At 71.1% G+C, this 19,182-nt stretch carries 17 protein-coding genes; 9 read left to right on the forward strand and 8 right to left on the reverse strand.

The genetic code is table 11. The features are described from left to right. Positions 1-88 precede the first annotated feature (88 nt). Positions 89-4,069: a S8 family serine peptidase gene (locus ABH941_RS04565; RefSeq protein ID WP_370127251.1), complete on the forward strand. Its 3,981-nt coding sequence runs from the start codon at positions 89-91 to the stop codon at positions 4,067-4,069. 61 nt (positions 4,070-4,130) lie between these two features. Here ABH941_RS04565 and ABH941_RS04570 read toward each other — a convergent pair whose 3' ends face one another. The 3 genes from ABH941_RS04570 to ABH941_RS04580 are packed head-to-tail and all read right to left on the reverse strand — an operon-like array spanning position 4,131 to position 5,595. After that, positions 4,131-4,496, reverse strand: coding sequence for a hypothetical protein (locus ABH941_RS04570; RefSeq protein ID WP_370127252.1), 366 nt, complete (start codon positions 4,494-4,496; stop codon positions 4,131-4,133). Continuing rightward, the gene (locus ABH941_RS04575; RefSeq protein ID WP_208329474.1) at positions 4,493-4,747 is read right to left on the reverse strand and encodes a hypothetical protein; all 255 of its coding nucleotides are present in this window, start codon (positions 4,745-4,747) and stop codon (positions 4,493-4,495) included. The genes ABH941_RS04570 and ABH941_RS04575 overlap by 4 nt, the downstream gene beginning before the upstream one ends. A gap of 59 nt (positions 4,748-4,806) precedes the next feature. Continuing rightward, complete coding sequence (locus ABH941_RS04580; RefSeq protein WP_370127253.1) at positions 4,807-5,595, reverse strand: helix-turn-helix domain-containing protein; 789 nt, start codon at positions 5,593-5,595, stop codon at positions 4,807-4,809. 96 nt (positions 5,596-5,691) lie between these two features. Between ABH941_RS04580 and ABH941_RS04585 the strand changes: the two genes are divergently transcribed. Next, entirely contained in the window at positions 5,692-6,543 is an 852-nt protein-coding gene (locus ABH941_RS04585) for an SDR family oxidoreductase (protein WP_370127255.1), read from the forward strand. Between the two features lie 20 nt (positions 6,544-6,563). Here the strand turns inward: ABH941_RS04585 and ABH941_RS04590 are convergent, their stop codons facing one another. Together ABH941_RS04590 and ABH941_RS04595 are read right to left on the reverse strand one after the other, a co-directional pair. Further along, positions 6,564-7,793 carry an RNA polymerase sigma factor gene (locus tag ABH941_RS04590; RefSeq protein ID WP_370127256.1) on the reverse strand — a complete coding sequence of 410 codons (1,230 nt, stop codon included), beginning with the start codon at positions 7,791-7,793 and terminating at the stop codon, positions 6,564-6,566. Continuing rightward, positions 7,794-8,150: a YciI family protein gene (locus ABH941_RS04595; RefSeq protein WP_370127257.1), complete on the reverse strand. Its 357-nt coding sequence runs from the start codon at positions 8,148-8,150 to the stop codon at positions 7,794-7,796. 147 nt (positions 8,151-8,297) lie between these two features. Here ABH941_RS04595 and ABH941_RS04600 point away from each other — a divergent pair, with 147 nt between their 5' ends. The 5 genes from ABH941_RS04600 to ABH941_RS04620 all read left to right on the forward strand — a co-directional run bounded on the left by ABH941_RS04600 (position 8,298) and on the right by ABH941_RS04620 (position 11,873). Next, on the forward strand, positions 8,298-8,894 hold the full coding sequence (locus ABH941_RS04600; protein WP_370127383.1) for a TetR family transcriptional regulator: 597 nt from the start codon (positions 8,298-8,300) through the stop codon (positions 8,892-8,894). 49 nt (positions 8,895-8,943) lie between these two features. After that, entirely contained in the window at positions 8,944-9,696 is a 753-nt protein-coding gene (locus tag ABH941_RS04605) for an ABC transporter ATP-binding protein (RefSeq protein WP_370127258.1), read from the forward strand. After that, positions 9,693-10,430, forward strand: a complete 738-nt coding sequence (locus tag ABH941_RS04610; RefSeq protein ID WP_370127259.1) for an ABC transporter permease — start codon at positions 9,693-9,695, stop codon at positions 10,428-10,430. Before ABH941_RS04605 ends, ABH941_RS04610 begins: the two co-directional genes overlap by 4 nt. 192 nt (positions 10,431-10,622) lie before the next feature. Beyond that, entirely contained in the window at positions 10,623-11,381 is a 759-nt protein-coding gene (locus tag ABH941_RS04615) for an RICIN domain-containing protein (protein ID WP_370127260.1), read from the forward strand. Positions 11,382-11,444: 63 nt separating this feature from the next. Next, positions 11,445-11,873: an ester cyclase gene (locus ABH941_RS04620; RefSeq protein ID WP_370127261.1), complete on the forward strand. Its 429-nt coding sequence runs from the start codon at positions 11,445-11,447 to the stop codon at positions 11,871-11,873. A 235-nt stretch (positions 11,874-12,108) separates the two neighbouring features. On the opposite strand, the gene ABH941_RS04625 is transcribed toward ABH941_RS04620, so the two are convergent. Continuing rightward, positions 12,109-13,020 (reverse strand): TIGR01777 family oxidoreductase, encoded by a 912-nt coding sequence (locus tag ABH941_RS04625; RefSeq protein ID WP_370127262.1) that lies wholly within the window; start codon positions 13,018-13,020, stop codon positions 12,109-12,111. Between the two features lie 106 nt (positions 13,021-13,126). Further along, positions 13,127-14,815, reverse strand: a complete 1,689-nt coding sequence (locus ABH941_RS04630) for a xylosidase (RefSeq protein WP_370127263.1) — start codon at positions 14,813-14,815, stop codon at positions 13,127-13,129. 338 nt (positions 14,816-15,153) lie between these two features. On the opposite strand from ABH941_RS04630, the gene ABH941_RS04635 reads away from it, so the two are divergent. Beyond that, positions 15,154-15,972: a hypothetical protein gene (locus tag ABH941_RS04635; RefSeq protein ID WP_370127264.1), complete on the forward strand. Its 819-nt coding sequence runs from the start codon at positions 15,154-15,156 to the stop codon at positions 15,970-15,972. Between the two features lie 130 nt (positions 15,973-16,102). Further along, positions 16,103-18,106: a sigma-70 family RNA polymerase sigma factor gene (locus ABH941_RS04640; RefSeq protein WP_370127265.1), complete on the forward strand. Its 2,004-nt coding sequence runs from the start codon at positions 16,103-16,105 to the stop codon at positions 18,104-18,106. Here the strand turns inward: ABH941_RS04640 and ABH941_RS04645 are convergent. Continuing rightward, positions 18,087-19,136: a methyltransferase gene (locus ABH941_RS04645; protein ID WP_370127266.1), complete on the reverse strand. Its 1,050-nt coding sequence runs from the start codon at positions 19,134-19,136 to the stop codon at positions 18,087-18,089. The two genes, ABH941_RS04640 and ABH941_RS04645, sit on opposite strands and share 20 nt — an antisense overlap. Positions 19,137-19,182: the final 46 nt, after the last annotated feature.

A 19,182-nucleotide genomic window follows, 5' to 3' on the forward strand; every position in this document is an offset into this window, starting at 1 on the left:
CAACCTTGTGCCACTTGTGCCGCGGTTGAGATCTTCACGTGGAGACAAGGGAGTTGTCCTGTGTCTGCCCCTCCCCGGAAGGTATCCCATGCCGCGTGTCCACCCATCGGGCAGCAGTCTGGTCCGCGTCGCCGTCGTCCTCGCTCTGGCGGTGGCGTCCACCGCGGCCGCGGAGCCCGCGAGCGGTGCGTCCCCGTCGGCGCGTACGCCCCTGGACGCGACCGCTGCCGGGCAGACGGCGCCCGCGCCGGTGAAGGAACGTCAGGGCGTGGTCCCCGGCCAGGTCCTGGTCACTCTCGACCAGGGGACTTCGGTCACCGGCCAGCCGCTGCCGGGCACCCGGCTGGCGGCCCGCACCCCGCACACCAGCAGTCCCGCCCTGGACGCCAAGCTCCGTACGGTGGGCGCCACTTCACTGCATCCGCTGGTGCAGCAGTCGGTCCCCGGCCTGGAGCGCAGCTACGTCGTGCAGACCACCCAGCGGGACTCCGCGGCGGTGGCCCGGGCCCTGCAGGGCACGCCCGGCATCGCCTACGCCGAGCCCGACCGCTATGTGAACACGATGAACACCGGGGCGGTGCCGCTGCCGTCGACGGCGCAGAGCACGTACCCGAAGGCGACGCCCCGCACGCTCGCGACGGCGCCCGGCGCCGTTCCCGCCAATGACGCCCTCACCAATTCCTCGCAGTCCTTCCTCAACGCGGGCGGCGTGGACGCGGTCGGCGCCTTCTCGCTGCTGCAGGGCCGCTACGGTCAGCAGCCCGGCGCCGGCGAGACCATCACCAATGTGTCGATCGGCGACCTCACCGACCAGTCGATGGCCGACGCCGGCGACACCTATGTGCAGGGCAACGGCCCCACGACTGTGCTCCGGGGCGGACAGCGCTACCTCGACCTGCCGTCGATGCCGCTGATCCCGGCCTATGTGGCGAAGGACTCCGGCGGCCTGGACGGCGCCGCCTCCACCGAGGACCAGGACCCCTCCCTGGGCGAGGTCATGCTGGACTTCGGCGTGATGGCGCCGCTGACCCACGACCGGCAGCGCCCCGGTGCGACCGGCAGCGGCTACACGGACCTGCTCGGCATCGCCCCCGGCGCCGACTACCGCCTGGTCGTGCCGGAGCAGCCGACCACCGACCGGATCGCGGGCGCGCTGCTGGCCGCCGCCCGTCAGTCACCGCGGCCCGACGTGATCACCGCCAGCCTCGGCTTCGGCACCGACAGCGAGGGCTTCCCCGGCCGCTACCTGGAGGACGATCCGGTCATCCGCTCGGTCGTCACGTCCATCGTGCGCGCCGGCATCGTGGTGACGATCTCCTCCAACGACGGCACCCGCCTCTACACCCCGGCGTCGGTGGGCCCCGACGGCGGCAGCACCCCGACCGACCTGGCGTCCGACTCCCGCCGGGCCACCGTCATCGACGACGACGCGGAGTCCACCACGCCCTCCCTGGTACCCGACAGCGGCGCCATAGCCGCGGGCGGCAGCACCCTGGACGACACGCTGGCCGCCGGAACCGGCGGTGACGCCAGCACCGCCGAGACCCGGATCAGCGGATTCGGCAGCTTCTCCTCCGGCTTCGGCAGCCGGGTGGACCTCTCGGCGCCCAGCGACAACATCATCGCCTTCGCCCACACGGGCCAGGGCAGCCCGCAGGACGTGAACGTGTCCCTCAACGGAGGTACCTCCGCCGCCGCTCCCGAGATCGCCGCCGCCGCGGCCGTGGTGCTCCAGGCCGGACGGCTCGGCGGCCACCGGCTGACCCCCGGTCAGGTCCGGGACATCCTGGAGCAGACCGGCCGCAGCGTGTCCACCCCGGCGCAGATCGACCGGACCCTGCACGTCGGCCCGCAGATCGACGTCACGGCCGCCGTACAGAAGATGCTCGGCCGGAACACCGGCGCACCCGCGCTGGTCCGGCTGTCCGTGGCCCACCGCGTCACCATCGGCGACCTGGGCGGCGCGTTCCTGGAGACCACCGACCCGAACCGCATCGACCTCGGCGACCGCGCCTCGGGCGGCACCGGCGAGGGCCTGGTCGGTCCGGTCACCTTCGCCGGCGACGTCACCGGCGTGACCGGCCGCGCCCAGTACACCCTCACCGTCGGCTCCAGGGCGTTCCGATCCGGCACGCCCGCGATCCGGGTGACGCCGACCCAACTCCTCACCGCCGCCGGGCTCCCGGTCACCGCCACCGCGGACCGGAACCTCACCGTCAGCTACCGGGTCGTGGTCGACGGCCGCACCCGCGCCACCGCCACCCGTACCCTGGCGATCGGTCCCAGCGACGGCGGCTATGCCGAGGCCGCCGCGCCCAAGGCGCCGGCGACCGTCAGGGCCGGGCAGCCGGTCACCGTGGACTACGACCTGACCGGGGTGGCGAAGACCTCGTCGCCGCAGCTCGTCCTGTCCACCGTCGGTCACTGGAACCCGGTGCTCGCGCCCATCTTCACCGCGGCCTGGCACCAGCCGCTGACCTCCCTCAAGGGCACGGTCACCATTCCGGCCGATGCCTTCGACGGCGGCGGGATCTACGGAATCGGCATCGCCCAGGCCGGCTTCGGCGGCATCCCCACCCGGGTGGTGTACGGGGAGTTCGCGCCGGTCCGGGTGGCCGGCGGCTCCGCGGCGGACCGCCCGGCCGCACCGACCCTCACCGGGGCGAACGGCGTCGAGGGCCACACGGCCGAGGTCACCCGCGCCACCCCGCAGTTCGAACTGCACTACGACGTACGGTCCGTGGCCGGGGCACGCGCCGCCGAGGTGGAGCTCTCCGCGCCGGCCCCCACCCTCCACGGCTCGCTCAACACGTTCACCAACGCCAACGGCACCGCCCTGGACAACGACACGGTGAACAGCCCCTCGGTCGTCCACCGCGTGCTGACCGGACGATCGGGATCGGTCCGACTGGACCCGGTGGCGCTGGGCCTGACCGGTTCCGACAGCTATGGGGTGCGGGTGCTCGCCCTGGACCGCAACGGGCGCGTCGTGGGCCAGGCTTCACCGCTGTCCACACTGGTCTTCGACGACGGACCCGCCCCTGACGGCTCGACGGTGCTGAGCTTCGCCGCAGCCGGGGGCGACTCCGTGGCGGCCCTCACCACCGCCTCCGGCGGCACCGAGGTCCGGCACTACTCGACCGTCACCGGCCACTACGGAGCCGTCATCACCGCGGACCCGGCCGCCGGTTCCGGCTACACGGTGGTCGGCGTCGCGGCCGGCCGGGTCCTGCTGGTGCACCGCACCGTCCCCGGCACCGCGGTACGGGTGGAGACCTGGAACACCGCCACCGACACACTCCTCGGCGCCACCACGCTGCCCGCCGACAACACCTACCTCACCGGACGGGTGGACCCGGTCCACGAGCGGGGCGCGCTGCTGCTGCACGACGCCGCCAAGGCCGACCTCGTGCTGCCGGTCGATCTCGCCGACGCAAGCACCAGCGCCCCCATCCCCGCCGACTCGACCGGCGTACCGGCCGGGAGCTACGGCCTGCTGAGCGTCGACCCCTCCTCGGGCGACGTCCTGCTGGCCAAGGCCGCCGGACCCTTCAACTGCCTCGGCGGCGTCACCGTGGCCCGAGTCGACCTCGCTGCCCGGACGGTGACGGCAGCCGGCTTCACCTCGCAGTGCAGCCACGGCATCGCCTCGGACGGCGCGGGCAGCCTCTACAACCTCTCGGCCACGGAACCCAGCGTGAACATCGTCCCCACCGGTGTCATCAGCTCGATCGACGAGACCACCGGCGCAGCCGGCGCCGGAATCACGGTACGGCTCGGCAAGCCGGCCGGGTTCGCCGTGGACGGCACCCACAAGATCGCCGTGGTCTCCTACGCGACACCGGCGGGCACCGCGTACTTCGGTGCGGGGATGTGGGTCCCGGACAACAACTCCACCGGCCGACTGCTCGTCGTGGACCTGACGACGGGTACGGTGCTCCGTACCCTGACCGGTTTCACCATCGGTGGCCACGGCGGCGCCGACAACGCCATCCAGCTCGATCCGACGACCCGAACCGGCTGGACCTACGGCCCCGGCGACGCACAGATCCAGCAGTTCGGCTACTGATTGACTGACTGTCCGGCCACCGGCCTTCGAGCCGGTGGCCGGACAGCGGTCCTGGTACCGCTCAGCTCGTCCAGGTCTTCAGCTGCGCCGCGACCTCCCGCACCGGCAGCCCGTCCCGCGCGGCCCGGGCGAGCGGGAGGACGGTGTCCAGGCCGGGGCTGACCGGTAGGCTGCACGCGGTCAGGTACGCGGCGGTGACGGTCGCCGCGAACAGCAGGTTGCGGACCTCCAGGCTCGGATTCCGCGCCAGCTCGCACAGCAGCGCCGCCGCCTTGTGGTGCGGTTCGGGGTAGACCTCGTGGTCGAGGATCTCCGCCCGGTGCCGCGCCTCGGCCGCCACCGGCACCCCGTAGTCGACGACCTGCGGGTCGCCGGGGATCTGCTGGGCCACCGCCAGGATCCAGGCCAAGTCGATCTTCAGGTTCACGCGGCGTTCTCCGCAGCGGGACGCTCCGGCAGACCCGGGTACCGGTCCTCGCCGTACTCCGCCTCGAACTGGTCGGCGTAGGCGGCGATGAACGCCTGGGCGCCGGCCATGAACGCCGCGCGGGAGCCGTTCACGTCCTGCTCGATCAGGTCCGCCACGTAGCCCTGAAGACTCAGCCCCCGCCGGGACGCGCGCTCCTCGGCTGCTGCCTTCAGCTGGTCGTCCAGTCTGATGTTCGTCTGCTTCGCCATGCCGCCATCGTAGCTATACATTGATACCAGGCGCTAGCAAGCACCGAAAACTGACGGTGTCAGCACGGCTGGGCTGCGGGGAGTCGGCCCGCGTGGAACGCCTGGGGAGGTGCTCCCATGAAGCCGTGGAACTCGGCCGTCATGTGCGACTGGTCGTAGTAGCCCGTTTCGGCGGCCAGTTGCGCCAAGTTTCGCCGGCCGGGTCGCGCGAGCACACGTCGCACACGCTCAATCCGGGCGAGGTGTTTGGGGGAGAGTCCGACGCCGTCGGCGAAGAGATTGCGCAGGTGGCGTTCGCTGATGGAAAGTCGCTCGGCGAGGGCCCCTACCCGCTCGGGTCGGTGATGGGCGTGCGTCGTCAGGGCCTGGGTCGCTGCGTGGAGGAGGTCGGTTCGCGACAGGTCGCCGGGTGTCTGAGCGGTGAGACGGGCCAGCAGTTCTGCCTGGAGGTGCTTGAGGACGAGCTCGGGGTCGGAGCCGAGATCGGCGAGCTCACATGCCAGGCGGTCGCCGGATTCGCCCCACAGCTCGCCGAGCGGGACGACCCGGTCGGCAAGCTGGCTGACGGGCACCCCCAGGATCGGCCGGGCGCGGCCGGGTCGGATACGGACCCTGACGCAGAACGGCACGTCTTTGCCGGTGTGATACGAGGCGCGGGTGCGTGGTCCGACGGCCAGGAGATCGCTGCGTCGAGCGGTCGTCGTGCGGAACACCAGCACGGTGGCGCTGTCAGGCGCATGAGTGAGGGTCTGCTGATCGGCAGAAGCGATGGCCCGGACGCTGATATCGGCGATCCACGGTCGCAGGGATGCCGACGGAGTCCATGCGCTCTCGTTCCTGGCGTTCACGGCTCTACGATAGGCGGCCCCGGGGCGCGGCGCCCCGAGCACAGCGGTGCCGAAACTTCCTAGAGACTGCGGCCTCGCGTCGGCATCGTGGTCGACATGATCCTGGTTACGGGTGCCAGCGGCACCATCGGCGGAGAAGTAGTCCGGCTCCTGGCAGCGAAGGGCGAGCAGGTCCGTGCCATGATACGGAGCCCGAACCGGGCAGGAGTGCCTGCCGGCGTCGAGGTGGTCCGAGGCGACTTCGACGAACCGTCTTCCCTGGAACAGTCGGTGGGCGGAGCCACGGCGCTGTTCCTGCTGAGCGCGCCCGGGCCGTCGGTTTCGCTTCACGACCAGGCGATGCTCGGCCCGGCTCGAGATGCGGGCGTCAGCAGGGTGGTGAAGGTTTCGTCCATCGGGAGCGGTGAGACCGGCAGTGCCAGAGTCGGGGCCTGGCACCGTCCGGGGGAGCAGGCTGTGCAGGCGAGTGGCATGGCCTGGACGCTACTGCGACCAGCGGAGTTCGCTTCCAACACGCTGAGGTGGGCCGATCCGATTCGTGCGGGCGATCCAGTCCCGAACATGACGGGCGTCGGCACCCTGGGCGTCGTCGACCCGCGTGACGTGGCTGCGGTCGCGGTGGAGACCCTCATCTCGGACGGACACGAAGGCCAGGCCTACACCTTGACCGGCCCTGAGCTGCTGAGCGTCCCCGACCGGGCCGTACGGCTCGGCCAGGTGCTCGGACGCGCGGTCAGGACCGTCGAAGTGCCCCTCGACGTGGCCCGCGAGCAGATGCTTGCGTCCGGCATGAACGCCTCCTTCGTCGATGTCGTCATCGACGGCCTCGAGTTCATCCGGTCAGGACACAGCGCTGTCCTGACCGGTGATGTGGAACGCGTCCTGGGACGCCCGCCCCACGGCTTCGACATCTGGGTGCAAGACCACCGCGATGCCTTCGCCGTCTGACGCGCCGGCGGTGCCCGGAGTCAAGCTCCACGGCGGCGGCGTTCAAGGAATCTGCGCTCGGCCGTGTTCTCCGTGTGGGTGATCGCGGCCTCGTAGGCCAGCGCCGCCTCGGGGCTTCGGCCCAGGCGTCGCAGCAGGTCGGCGCGGATGGCATGGAACACGTGGTAGGCGTCGAGACCGGGGGCGAGGTCGTCGACGAGGGCGAGTGCCCGCTGCGGTCCGTCCACCTCCGCGACGGCGACCGCGCGGTTCAGGGCCACGATCGGGCTGGGGGCGACCACCAGCAATTGGTCGTACAGCCGCAGGATCTGGCCCCAGTCCGTGGCGGCCTCGGTGTGCGCGTCACTGTGCACGGCGTTGATCGCCGCCTGGATCTGATAGGGACCCGGCTGGTTGCGCCGCAGGCATTGCCGGACGATGGCCTGCCCCTCGGCGACGAGGTCGCGATCCCACCGGGTGCGGTCCTGGTCGGCGAGCACCACGAGCTCTCCGTCGGGAGTGGTACGGGCGGCCGTGCGTGACTGGGCGAGCAGCATCAGGGCGAGCAGTCCCAGGGCCTCCGGCTCGTCGGGCATCAGTTCGACGAGGAGTCGTCCCAGTCGGACGGCCTCCGTGACGAGGTCCTCGCGGAGCAGTTGTTCGCCGGATCCTGCCGCGTAGCCCTCGTTGAAGATCAGGTAGACGACGGCGAGTACGGCGCGCAGGCGCTCGGGCAGGTCCGCCTCGTAGGGAACCCGGTAGGGGATCCCGGCTTCGCGGATCTTGCCCTTGGCCCGGACCAGCCGCTGGGCCATCGTTGGTTCGGGCACCAGAAAGGCGCGGGCGATCTCCGCGGTGGTGAGGCCGCCCAGCAGCCGGAGCGTGAGCGCGACCTGGGCGCCGGCGGCGAGCGCCGGGTGGCAGCAGGTGAAGATCAGCCGAAGCCGTTCGTCGCGCACGGGGCCCTCCTCGGCCGGTTCGTCACGGGTGTACAGCAGAGCGGCCTGGTCGTGCCGAGCCTGACGGGAGCTCTCCCGGCGCAGGCGGTCGATCGCCCGGTTGCGCGCGGTGGTGATGATCCACCCTGCCGGGCTCGGGGGAACCCCGGCCTCCCCCCATCGGTCCAGGGCGATGGCGAAGGCGTCCTGGACCGCGTCCTCGGCGAGGTCGATGTCACCGAAGACACGGATCAGGACGGCGATGGACCGGCCGTACTCCTGGCGGAAGACGCGCTCGACGTCCGGGGCGGCCAGGCTCGGCACGCCGGTCATTCAGTTCTCCACTTCACCCTGGAACGGCCGCACCTCGATCGGCAGGGTGGTCGCCCGCGCGGCCTTGCGGCCCCACTCCAGGGCGGCGTCCAGATCGGGCGCGTTGACGATGCAGATCCCACCGAGGCATTCCTTGCCCTCGGCGAACGGGCCGTCGGTCATGAGCACGTCCCCGTCCTTCACCCTGACCACGGTAGCCGTGCTGGGGGAGTGCAGCCCGCCGGCGAACACCCACGCCCCGGCGGCCCGCAGCTCCTGATGGAAGACCTCCAGGTCCCGCATGATCTCCGCCAGGACCTCGGGCGCGGGCAGTTCGTCTCCGACCGGCTGCACGACGCTGAGCAGGTACTGCTTCATGGTGTCCTCCTTGGCTGTTCCGTCGGCGCCTGCCGACCTCTCACCCCCTATACGAACAGCCCGGCCCCGAATCGACACCGCAAGTCGACCTGGTGAGCGGATAATGCGACGGTGACCGCAGACGACCGTTCCCGAGTCAGTGACGCCATGGCGCCTTCCGCTCCGCGGAGGGTGGGGCGGCGGCCCGGCCAGGCGGACACCAAGGCGGTGGTGCTGGCCGCGGCGCGGTCGGAGTTCGCGGCGCACGGGTACGAGAAGGCGAGCATGCGCGGGATCGCGCGGGCGGCCGGGGTGGACCCTGCCCTGCTGCACCACTACTTCGGGACCAAGGACCGGCTGTTCCTCGCAGTGCTGGACTTCCCGGTGGACCCCGGGGCGGTGGTCGAGCAGATCGTCGCCGGGGAGCGCGCCCAGGTCGGGGAGCGGATCGCCCGCTTCGTGCTGACGCTCTGGGAGGACCCGGCGGTGCGCGACCGCCTGCTGGCGCTGCTGCGTAGTGCGGCCGGAAGCGAGGAGGTCGCCGCGATGCTCCGTGGATTCCTGGTCAGGGAGCTGGTGGGGAGGATCGCGGCGGAGCTGGACGTACCCGATCCTGAGCTGCGGGTGGAGCTGGCGGTCTCCCAGATCGTCGGGCTGGCGATGGCGCGCTATGTGATCGCCGCCGAACCGATCGCCTCGGTCCCGGCCGAGGCACTCGTGCCGATGCTGGCCCCCACCATCCAGCGGTACCTGGTCGGCGACTGACGTCCGCGCTGCCTTGACAGCGGCACAGCTGCGGACTGAAACTCAACGCATGATGAATTTGAAGGGCGGCGCCCCCGCGGAGGCCGTCGCCGTCGCCGTGAGCGGCCTGCGGGTGGTCCGCGGTGGCCGTACTGTGCTGCACGACCTGGACCTCCAGGTCCCGGCCGGGTCCGTCACCGGACTGCTCGGCCCCAGCGGCTGCGGCAAGACCACGCTGCTGCGCTCCGTCGTGGGCGTCCAGCGCACCACCGCCGGGTCGGTGACCGTGCTCGGGCAGCCGGCCGGCAGCGCCGCACTGCGCTCCCGGGTCGGCTACGTCACCCAGGCGCCCTCCGTCTACACCGACCTCACCGTCGGCGAGAACCTCCGCTACTTCGCCGACGTCCTCGGCGCGCCCAGGACCGATCCGGCCCGGGTCGCCGAACTGGTCGGCCTCGGCGAGCGCGTCCGCCAGGGCGTCGCCAGCCTCTCCGGCGGGGAGCGGGCCCGGGTCTCGCTTGCCGCCGCCCTGCTGGGCGCCCCCGAACTGCTGATCCTGGACGAGCCCACGGTCGGCCTCGATCCGGTGCTGCGGCAGGACCTCTGGGCCCTGTTCCACCGACTCGCCGCGGCCGGCGCCACCCTGCTGATCAGCAGTCATGTCATGGACGAGGCCAACCGCTGCACCCGGCTGCTGCTCATGCGCGAGGGCCGGCTGCTGGCCGACGAGTCTCCCGGGGCGCTGCTCACCGCCACCGGTACGACGGATGTGGAGTCCGCCTTCCTGCACCTGGTCGGCGCGACCGCGGAGGTGTCGCGATGAGCCTGCACCGCACCCTGGCCACCGCCCGCCGGGTCCTCACCCAGCTCCGCCACGACCCGCGCACGGTCGCGCTGCTCCTGGTGGTCCCCTGCGTCCTGATCGTCCTGCTGAAGTACGTCTTCGACGGCGAACCGCAGGTGTTCGACCGGATCGGCGCGCCGCTGCTCGGCGTCTTCCCGATGATCGTGATGTTCCTGGTCACCAGCGTCGCCACGCTGCGCGAACGCACCAGCGGCACCTTGGAGCGGCTGCTCACCATGCCGCTGGCCAAGGCCGACCTGCTGTTCGGCTACGCCCTCGCCTTCGGCCTGGTCGCCCTGGTCCAGGCCGCGGCTGCCTTCGGCCTCACCATCGGGCTGCTCGGCCTGCACATCGCCGGCCCCTCCTGGCTGCTGTTCACGGTGGCGCTCGCGGACGGCCTGCTCGGCACCGCCCTCGGCCTGCTGGTCTCGGCCTTCGCCGCCACCGAATTCCAGGCCGTGCAGTTCCTCCCCGCCTTCCTGCTGCCGCAACTCCTGCTCTGCGGGCTCTTCGCCGCACGCGACTCGATGAACGCGGTGCTCCACGCGATCTCCGACGCGCTGCCCATGTCCTACGCCGTGGACGCGATGACCAGGCTGACCACCGAGACCGGCGTCGGCGCGGCGGTGCTCGTGGACCTCGCCGTGGTCGCGGGCTGCGTCCTGCTGGCCCTCGCCCTCGGCGCGGCCACCCTGCGCCGGCGCACCGGCTGACCGCCGGCCAGTCCACGATGCCGGGTGCGCCGTGACATGACAGAAATTGGTCTAGACAGTCATCCGTCACATCACCGACGATGCATGGCAGGCACACAGCAACAGCGACAACGGAGGGCCATCAGGGCTGTACGGATCCAGGGCGTCATGGTCCCGCCCGCTCAGGCACGCTTTGTCCAGGAAGGGATGGCCATGCGTTTCGCCAAGAAGCTCGCCTCTGCCCTGGGACTCGTCCTCACTGCGGTCACGACCGTGGCGGGAACCTCCTCCCTCGGCTACGCAAGCGTGCCGACGGCATCAGCCACCAGCCACGCGGGCACGACAATTCAGGCCAGCGGGCTGCTGCGGCCGCAGACCCCGCCCGACTCGGCGTGCGGTGGAGCGGGCGACTACGGCTGGTTCGGAATCGCGCCCGGCAGCCCAGCCGACGGCGGGGTGGCCAACGACCTGTGGCTCGACTCCAAGAACGGGGTCCAGAACACGCCGGTGTGGCTGTGGACCGGGAACGGCGGCAATGCCCAGCAGTGGTGCATAGCGCCAGCCGTTGGTTCCTCGGCCTACGCACAGATGTTCTGGGTCTTCGCCCACTACGGCACAAGCCCGTCCTGCTTGGACGTCACCAACGGCGACAACACTCACTATGCGTCCGGTACCCGAGTGCAGGCCTACACCTGCTACGGATCTCCCGGCGGCGGCAGGGCCGCCAACCAGCTGTGGTACATCTGCGCACGCGACCAGACGCGTACGTTCAGTCTGGAACCGGCATTCGCACCTCTGTCATCGGAATGGCTGGATGTGTGGGGAGGCCCCGGCTCGAAGGCGTTCGTACAGGGCAACCCCCTCCAGATCTGGCCGGGCAATGGTGCTGACAACCAGAGGTTCACCGCGTTCACGTCGCCCGGCAGTCAGTCGAGCCCCGTGCCGTACTCCCAAGGGATTGCCGGATGCTGACCCCGGGCACTCAACGGGCGGGCCGCGTTGTGCTCGGCGGGGGAGTACTGGACACTCGGTAGGGTGGATTCGGAGCGCAACAAGGCGGTCGTTCGCGAGTTCGATGAGCTGGGCAATGGTGGCGGCGATTTGGGCCGACTGGATGCATTGTGTACGCCCGACATGGTCAATCATGCCTTGGCGCCCGGCATGCCGGCTGGGATTGAGGGCACGCGGCAGTTCCTGCTACGGGCCCGCCGTGACCGGCATCCGGCCCGTTGGGTGGAGTCGCACATCGTCGCGGAGGGCGACCTGGTCGTCCAGTTCGGCGTGCGAGAGCACGAGTGGCCCGGCGGAACGTTCCGAGGCTTCGACGTGCCGGGCGGAACCTACCGCAGAGACGTCGCCTTCGCCTACCGGCTGGTCGACGGACGGATTGCTGAACGCTGGGCGGTACGTGACGACTTGGCGATGCTGCTGGAGCTCGGTGCGCTGAAGCCTCCGTCGCACTGAGCGCCGGTCGGCGCCGCCTCCGGCCCCCGCCGCAGCAGAGCGCCATCTTGGCCATCTGGAGCGCAGGCGGGGCAGTCGGGTCAGCTGTCCGTGCACGAGGGCCAGCGGTCTGCCGCCCACTCCGGCCAGTCCTGCCAGCCGGCCGGCGGGGTGGGATTCTCGCCGCCGGCGAGTTTCAGCAGCACGTGCCTGCACCCTGGCCGAAGGCGATCCTGCGAGTCGAAGATGCCCGGGGTCAGCCGGCTCGCAGGACGGAGTGGAGGGCTTCGTCGATCGTGGGGTGGCTGAAGGTGAAGCCGGCCTTGAGCAGGGCGGACGGGACGACTCGGGCGCTGCAGGTGATGCCGGAGGCGAATTCGCCGAGTACCGCCCGGAGGGCGAAGGCGGGGACGGGGGCGATGGCCGGGCGGTGCAGGGCGCGGCCCATGGCGCTGGTGATCTCACGGTTCGTCAGCGGTTCGGGGGCGGTGAAGTTGACCGGGCCGGAGAGGTCCTGGTCGTCGATCGCGAAGCGCAGGGCTGCGATGTGGTCGGTGAGCGAGATGAACGGCCAGTACTGGTCGCCGGAGCCCAGCCGGCCGCCCAGGCCGAGGCGGAAGAGCGGGATGAGCTTTCCGAAGGCGCCGCCCTTGGCGGAGACCACCAGGCCGGTGCGCGGGTGCACCACCCGGATGCCGGCGTGCCGGGCGGGGTCGGCGGCGGCCTCCCAGTCGACGCAGACGCCGGCCAGGAAGTCCTGGCCGGCCGGCGTGCTCTCGTCGATGCGCTCGTCCCCGGTGTCGCCGTAGTAGCCGGTCGCGGAGGCGGATATCAGGGCGCGGGGCGGGGTGTCGGAGTCGGCGCAGGCCCGTGCGATGGTCTGCGTCCCGAAGACCCGGCTGCGGCGGATCTCCTGCTTGTAGGCCGTACTCCAGCGCTTGTCCCCGACGCCCACGCCGGCGAGGTGCACGACGGCGTCGACGCCGTCCAGGGCGCCGGGCCGGACGCGGCCCGCGGCCGGGTCCCACGGCGCCGACTCGCTGCCGTCCCCGCCGACCGGCGCCGACCCGTCGCGGACCAGGCGTACCACCTGGTGGCCGTCGGCGAGCAGCGAGCGGGTGAGGGCGGAGCCGATGAGTCCAGTGGAGCCGGTGATCGCGACGCGCATGACGTCCTCCAAGCAGGCATATTCAAATTTGAACCAGGGCGACTCTACCCTGCCTTGTTCCAATTTGAACCATGGGTTGCCGTGTGACCTGGGTCATCACCTGCGTTCACACCGTGGCCTGGTCGAACTGCTCCCACTGTCCGATGCTCGTGCGGTTGGCGATCAGCGGGTTGGCACCGGCGTTGTCGGCGGTGACGTACTTGCCGTTGATCTGGGCGAGCAGGCTGATCGTGCCGTTGGAGTTGGTGGTCAGTCTGAAGGTCTCCCAGGCGCCGATCGAGGTGCGGTTGGCGATCAGCGGGTTGGCGCCCGCGTTCTCCGCGGTGACGTACTTGCCGTTGATACGGGCGCGCAGCGCGATGTTGCCGTTGCCCGCGTCGACCACGTCGAACTGCTCCCAGGGGCCGACGGCGGTGCGGTTGGCGATGAGGGCGCTTGCGCCGGCGTTCTCCGCAGTCACGTAGTCGTTGTTGGCCCTGGCGCGCAGGGAGACCGTCCTGAGCGCGGGCGCGGTGGCGACGACCGGCTGGGTGGGGCGGGTGGCGGTGAGCGCGATCTGGCCCTTGAGCATCCGGCCGCCGTCGCCGGTCAGGCGCAGGTAGTAGTCGGAGGAGCACGCGGTGCCGTCCTCGTCGAGGGCGAGGAAGCCGGAGTTGGTCGGTGTCCAGGCCTGGGACTCGGCGGTCTTTGCGATCTGGTTGCCCTCGTTGTACTCGTCGAACATGGAGATGTAGATGCCCTGGGCGCCGACCCGGACCATGTTGTAGAACTGCCGCCACATGAAGTCGCCGTGGGCGCGCTGCTTGGCCGAGACGTCGCCCGGCAGCACGCAGGGCTGGTAGTCGACGCCGTTGGCGTTGCAGTCCGCCTGGTCGGGAACGTTGACGTTCTGGTAGACCGAGTCGGAGTCGGCGGCGTTGCTGATCGCGCCGACCATCCACGGGGAGAGCATGTTGAACGCGTGGTAGACCCCGGAGAAGCCGGCTCGCGAACCGTTCACGCCGGTACGCCACTCGCGCGGTACCCCGCCGATGACGTAACAGCCCTGGCCCTTGAACCAGTTGACGACGTCCAGGCAGGTGGCCGCGTCCCAGGGGTGGTTGGCGTCGTTGAAGCCGAAGCCCCAGATGCACACCACCGGCTTGCCGTTCTGCGTCGCGTAGGCGCTGGACGCGGTGTGGGCCTTCATCTTGTTGGTCCAGTCGGCCTTCATCTCCGACTGCATGTTCGTCCAGCCGGTGGCGTCGTACATGATGTAGAACTTGCGGCCGTGCGACTCCGCCGCGCTCCTGACCTTGGTGGCCATCGCGTCCCGGGTCGGACCCTCGCTGCCGTTGGGGTTGAACCGCTGCAGCGCCGCGGTGTCGATGCCGTTCTGCTGCATCCACAGGAAGTGGGTGTCCACGGTCTGCTGGTCGTAGGAGGAGAACAGGGTGGCAGGCTGGCCGTTGCCCAGTGCGGCGTAACCGGTCTGGTACGTCTTCGTGTACTCCCGGTTGTCCGGCCAGCACTTGATGCCGGTGTTCGACGGGGACGGCGCCTTGCTGGAGTCGGGGCTCCAGTGCCACCAGGCGTTGATGGGGGCGCCGTCACCGATGGCGGCGAACCAGCCCTGGTAGCCGACGGTGACCTTGCCGACGACGTCTCCGACGGCGCTGGCCGACGCACGGGTCGTGCCGGCCGAGGCGGCCTTGACGATTCCGAACGCGCCGGCCGCAGCGGCAGCGGTGCCGCCGAGCGCCGTGGTGAGGAGCTTGCGGCGCGACCAGATCTGCCTGCGGTGGTTCACTGACATGGGGTGGTTCTCCGTGGGGGAGGGAGGGCCGATGGGGGACTGCGCCGGATATCTCGAACGGGCGCTCGCTCGCAGTCGAGGGAATTCAACGGCTGCGGCTGACGGCGGGTCAAGGCGCATTGGGCGGATGTGGGATACAGCTCGACCGGCCTGATTTCTGTTATCAGCGACAGCGGAAATGACCCCGTGCGACGGCGACGGCGAGCGACGTGTTCGAGGCTCTGCGGCATGAGATCGCTTCTCAGGGACATTTCGGAATAGTCACAGGCCGCCTTCAGTATTCCCATGCAATCGGGAGGCAGGCTTTGTGCAGGTGCCTGAAATGAAGGAGCGCCACCATGAACGCATACGATCCAGCAAACCCCCACCAGGACGAGCCGACCCCGGCGGCCACCGCTGAGCCGGGGCGCGGGCCCAAGGGCGTGCGGCGCCTGCTGTCGAACAAGAAGAAGAGCGTCTGGGTCGCGGCTGCCGGGCTGACCTGCGCCGCGGTGATCGGCGCTTCGGTCGGTCTCTCCTCGTCGCCCTCCTCGTCTCCCTCGGCGACAGCCGGGTCGAGCGCGGCCGCAAGCAGCTCCGCCGGCGGCAAGGCGGCGGGCGGCGGGGGCTCCAACGCCCGGTCCGGACCCGCCGCAGGGGGATCGTCCGGCACCGTCGGCAGCGTGTCCACGTCGGGCTTCACCCTGACGACGGCAGCGGGTCAGAAGGTGACCGTCAACGAGGCGTCCACCACGACCTACCTCAACGGGACGAGTACGACCACGGCGAGTTCCGTGACGGCGGGCGAGAACGTCCTCGTCCTCGGGACGGCCAACGGGACCACCATCACCGCCACCCAGGTCACCCTGGAACCGGCCGGCAGCGGCGGATCCGCGGCGTCCTCGGCCGCCGGGGTGGTCCCCTTCCAGCGGGGTGCGCCGAGCACCGCGAAGAAGGTCGGCCAGATCCCGGCGAACTACACCGAGGGCTCGGGGACCATCGTCAGCGGGACAGTGGCGAACAAGGCGACGCAGGCCGCGCTGGCCGCCTACCCGGGCGGCGTCGTCGACCGGGTCGTGCAGCTGAGCAACGGCGAGTACGAGGTCCACTACATCGGCGTCAACTGGCCGCACCACATCTTCGTCGACCAGAGCTTCACCGTCGTCGGAGCCTTCTAGCCACCGTGGCGCGGAGGGCCCGCGCCTGCGGCGGCCGGAGCGGGCCCTGTCATGATGGCGGCGGGGGCCGGGCGAAGCTGATGCGCCGGTTTCTGTTATGCCGTCGCCGAGCGGGGACCCTCCTCAAACCATGACCGAGAATTCGCACAGTGGGTACGGCGGGCCGCAGGCGCCCCGGTCGCAGACCGCGATCGTGCGCGCCGCGCAGCAGGGCGACCAGCGGGCCCTGGACCTGCTCGTGGCCGACTACCTGCCCCTGATCTACAACATCGTGGGGCGTGCGCTGGGCGTCCCCGCCGACACCGACGACGTCGTGCAGGAGATCATGCTGCAGATGATCCGCGACGTGCGGAAGCTGCGTGATCCCGAGGCGTTCCGGTCCTGGCTGGTCGCCATCGCGATGCGGGAGGTGCGCCGGCACTGGCGGCTGCGGCGAAGCGCGCCGCCGACCGACGGGATCGGCGGCCTCGACGAGGCGGCGCAGCTCGCTGATCCGGGAGCCGACTTCGTCGACCTGACCATCACCGTGCTGGGCCTGTCCGGCCAGCGCAGGGAGGCGGCCGAGGCCACGCGGTGGCTGGACGCCGACGACCGGCAGCTGCTGTCGCTGTGGTGGATGGAGGTCGCCGGCCGGCTCACCCGCAGTGAGCTGGCCGCCGCGATGAAGCTGCCGATGCCGCAGGCCGCGGTCCGGGTGCAGCGGATGAAAGCCCAGCTGGATGTCGCGCGGGCGGTCGTGCGCGCGCTGAAGGCGGTGCCCCGGTGCCCGGAGGCGGACCGCGTGCTCCGTGGTTGGGACGGGCGGCCCACTGGCCTGTGGCGCAAGCGGATGGCCAGGCACGTGCGCACCTGCGACATGTGCGGCGGCGTGCCCGTCGACCTGGTGCCGGCGGAGCGGCTGCTGGCCGATGTGGCGCTGGTGTCCGTTCCACCGGTCCTGTTGGGGCTGGCCGGGTGGGGTGCGGCCGGCGGCGCCGCGGGCGGGAGCGGAGCCGGTTCGGCTGCCGCGGCCGGCCGTGCAGCGGTCAGGGCGGTCAGGGCGGGGAGAGTGGTGACCCGCGCCGCGCGGACGTCGGGGAGCGTCTCGTTCGGGAAGGCCGCGGTGATTTCCTCGGTCGCCCTGTTCACCGCCACCGGCACCGCCGCCTACTTCGGCCTGTCCGGGCAGGCCGTCCCGTCCCGGGCCGCAACTGCCGCGCCGGCAGCGGTGCGTAGCATCGCCCAGCCCTCCGCCACCCGCTCCGCGCCGGCGGCCTCCCCCTCACCCACCCCGAAGCCGAGCCCCACGCCGTCGCCCAAGGCCGCGGCACCGAAGCCGGCGGCCGTCACCAACACCCGGCTCCCGGTGCGGGCCGCCTTCTACTACCCCTGGTACCCCGAGAACTTCAGCGGCGCGGGCAGCCACTACACGCCCTCGGCCGGCCAGTACTCCGTGGACGTCCCGGCCACGGTCGACCGCCAGATCAAGGACATGCAGTACGGCGGTCTCCAGGCCGGCATCTCCTCCTGGTGGGGCCCGGGCAAGCGCGAGGACAAGCGGCTGCCGCTGCTGCTGTCCGAGGGCGCCAAACTCGGCTTCTCCTGGACGGTGTACTACGAGGAGGAGGCCTACGGCGACCCCTCGTCCACGGTGATCAGAAGCGACCTGGAGTACCTGCGCAAGTACTCCGACCAGAAGACCTGGCTGCACATCGACGGCAAACCGGTGATCTTCGTGTACGGCTCGGGCGGGGACGGCTGCGCCATGGCCACCCGGTGGGCGCAGGCCAACCGGGGCGAGGGCTACTACGTCGTGCTGAAGGTGTTCGGCGGCTACCGCGACTGCGCCGACCAGCCGCAGGGCTGGCACCAGTACGCCTCCGGCCTGGACGTGCAGCAGGGCTACTCGGCGATCCTGTCGCCCGGGTTCTGGAAGAACGACGCGAAGACGCCGGCGGTCCCGCGCGACCTCGCCCGCTTCCGTCAGGACGCCACCACCGTAGCCACCTCGGGTGATCCGTTCCAGCTGGTGGTGACCTACAACGAATGGGGCGAGGGAACGGCGGTCGAGTCGTCCACCGACTGGCCCAGCGCCAGCGGCCACGGCGCCTACATGGACATCCTGCACGAGGTTTTCACCGCGCATCCGCGGTGAGTGCCGGAACCTTTCGGGCGTGCAGCACAGAGGCGTCCAGGGGCAGCGGCGAGACGTCCACGAGTGCCAGACCCGCCTCGGCCAGGAGCCGGGCGTAGTGGTCGGCGCGGCGCTCGCGGCCGCCGACGTTGCACATCATGTGCAGATCCCACGCGGCGGCCAGGGAGGCCGAGCCGTCGCCCGGCAGTACGCGCTCGACGATGAGCAGGTCGGCCGAGGCGGCCATGGCCTGGGCGATGCCGCGCAGGATCTCCCGGCAGCGGTCGTCGTCCCAGTCGTGCAGCACCCGCGAGAGGAGGTAGACGTCGCCGCCGGGCGGCACGTCCGCGAAGTCGCCCGGCAGACAGTCGTACCGCCCGCCCAGACCGGCCGCCTCCAGCGACCGGCGGGCGGCCTCGACGACGTGCGGGCGTTCGAGCAGCGCGCCGCGCAGCCGTGGGTGTGCAGCCAGGAGGCGGCCGAGCAACTCCCCGTTCCCGCCCGCGATGTCGACCACGGTGGCGGGTGCCGGGGCCCGGCCGGCGGCGGTGATGACCGGATGCGCGGCCAGCGGTTCGAACATGCGCGAGCTCGCGGCCATGGACTGGTCGAACAGCTCTCCGAGTGCGGGACGGCGCGCGAAGTGGTCGAAGTGGTTCTCGCCGAAGCGGTGGTCGAAGGCGGTCTCGCCGGTGCGTACGGTGCGGCCCAGGTCAGCGAAGGACTGGTAGAAGACACCGCCGTACATCAGGGCGAGCGGTCGCAGCGACCCAGGGCGGCCCGCGCGCAGCAGGGCGCCGAGTTCGGTGAGCCGGAAGCCGTCCGGGTGCTCGGTGACCACGTTCAGCGTCATGAGGTAGCGCAGCAGCCGGGCCAGGCTGTCCGGGTGCGCGCCGAGGGCCCGGGCGAGCGCGTCGGCTGCGATGCCGGTGGCGGTGTCCATGGCGTCGGGTGCCCGCAGTTCCGCGAACGCCGCGAGGGCCTGGGTGGTCCACGCCCCGGTGAGCAGGCGCAGGAGCGTTTCCGAGCACCAGCCCGGCGGGTCCGGCACCGAGGATGATGACGGTGGCTGTCTCACCGCGTGCCGGGATCGGCTG

This window comes from Streptacidiphilus sp. EB103A (genome assembly GCF_041261405.1).
Taxonomy (GTDB): Bacteria; Actinomycetota; Actinomycetes; order Streptomycetales; family Streptomycetaceae; genus Streptacidiphilus.

Excerpts from the sequence above, each read along its gene's own strand:
- ABH941_RS04565 (WP_370127251.1), top strand. The coding sequence starts at position 89 with ATGCCGCGTGTCCACCCATCGGGCAGCAGTCTGGTCCGCGTCGCCGTC.
- ABH941_RS04575 (WP_208329474.1), bottom strand. The coding sequence starts at position 4,747 with ATGGCGAAGCAGACGAACATCAGACTGGACGACCAGCTGAAGGCAGCA.
- ABH941_RS04585 (WP_370127255.1), top strand. The coding sequence starts at position 5,692 with ATGATCCTGGTTACGGGTGCCAGCGGCACCATCGGCGGAGAAGTAGTC.
- ABH941_RS04590 (WP_370127256.1), bottom strand. The coding sequence starts at position 7,793 with ATGACCGGCGTGCCGAGCCTGGCCGCCCCGGACGTCGAGCGCGTCTTC.
- ABH941_RS04595 (WP_370127257.1), bottom strand. The coding sequence starts at position 8,150 with ATGAAGCAGTACCTGCTCAGCGTCGTGCAGCCGGTCGGAGACGAACTG.
- ABH941_RS04600 (WP_370127383.1), top strand. The coding sequence starts at position 8,298 with ATGGCGCCTTCCGCTCCGCGGAGGGTGGGGCGGCGGCCCGGCCAGGCG.
- ABH941_RS04605 (WP_370127258.1), top strand. The coding sequence starts at position 8,944 with ATGATGAATTTGAAGGGCGGCGCCCCCGCGGAGGCCGTCGCCGTCGCC.
- ABH941_RS04610 (WP_370127259.1), top strand. The coding sequence starts at position 9,693 with ATGAGCCTGCACCGCACCCTGGCCACCGCCCGCCGGGTCCTCACCCAG.
- ABH941_RS04615 (WP_370127260.1), top strand. The coding sequence starts at position 10,623 with ATGCGTTTCGCCAAGAAGCTCGCCTCTGCCCTGGGACTCGTCCTCACT.
- ABH941_RS04625 (WP_370127262.1), bottom strand. The coding sequence starts at position 13,020 with ATGCGCGTCGCGATCACCGGCTCCACTGGACTCATCGGCTCCGCCCTC.
- ABH941_RS04630 (WP_370127263.1), bottom strand. The coding sequence starts at position 14,815 with ATGTCAGTGAACCACCGCAGGCAGATCTGGTCGCGCCGCAAGCTCCTC.
- ABH941_RS04635 (WP_370127264.1), top strand. The coding sequence starts at position 15,154 with ATGAACGCATACGATCCAGCAAACCCCCACCAGGACGAGCCGACCCCG.
- ABH941_RS04640 (WP_370127265.1), top strand. The coding sequence starts at position 16,103 with ATGACCGAGAATTCGCACAGTGGGTACGGCGGGCCGCAGGCGCCCCGG.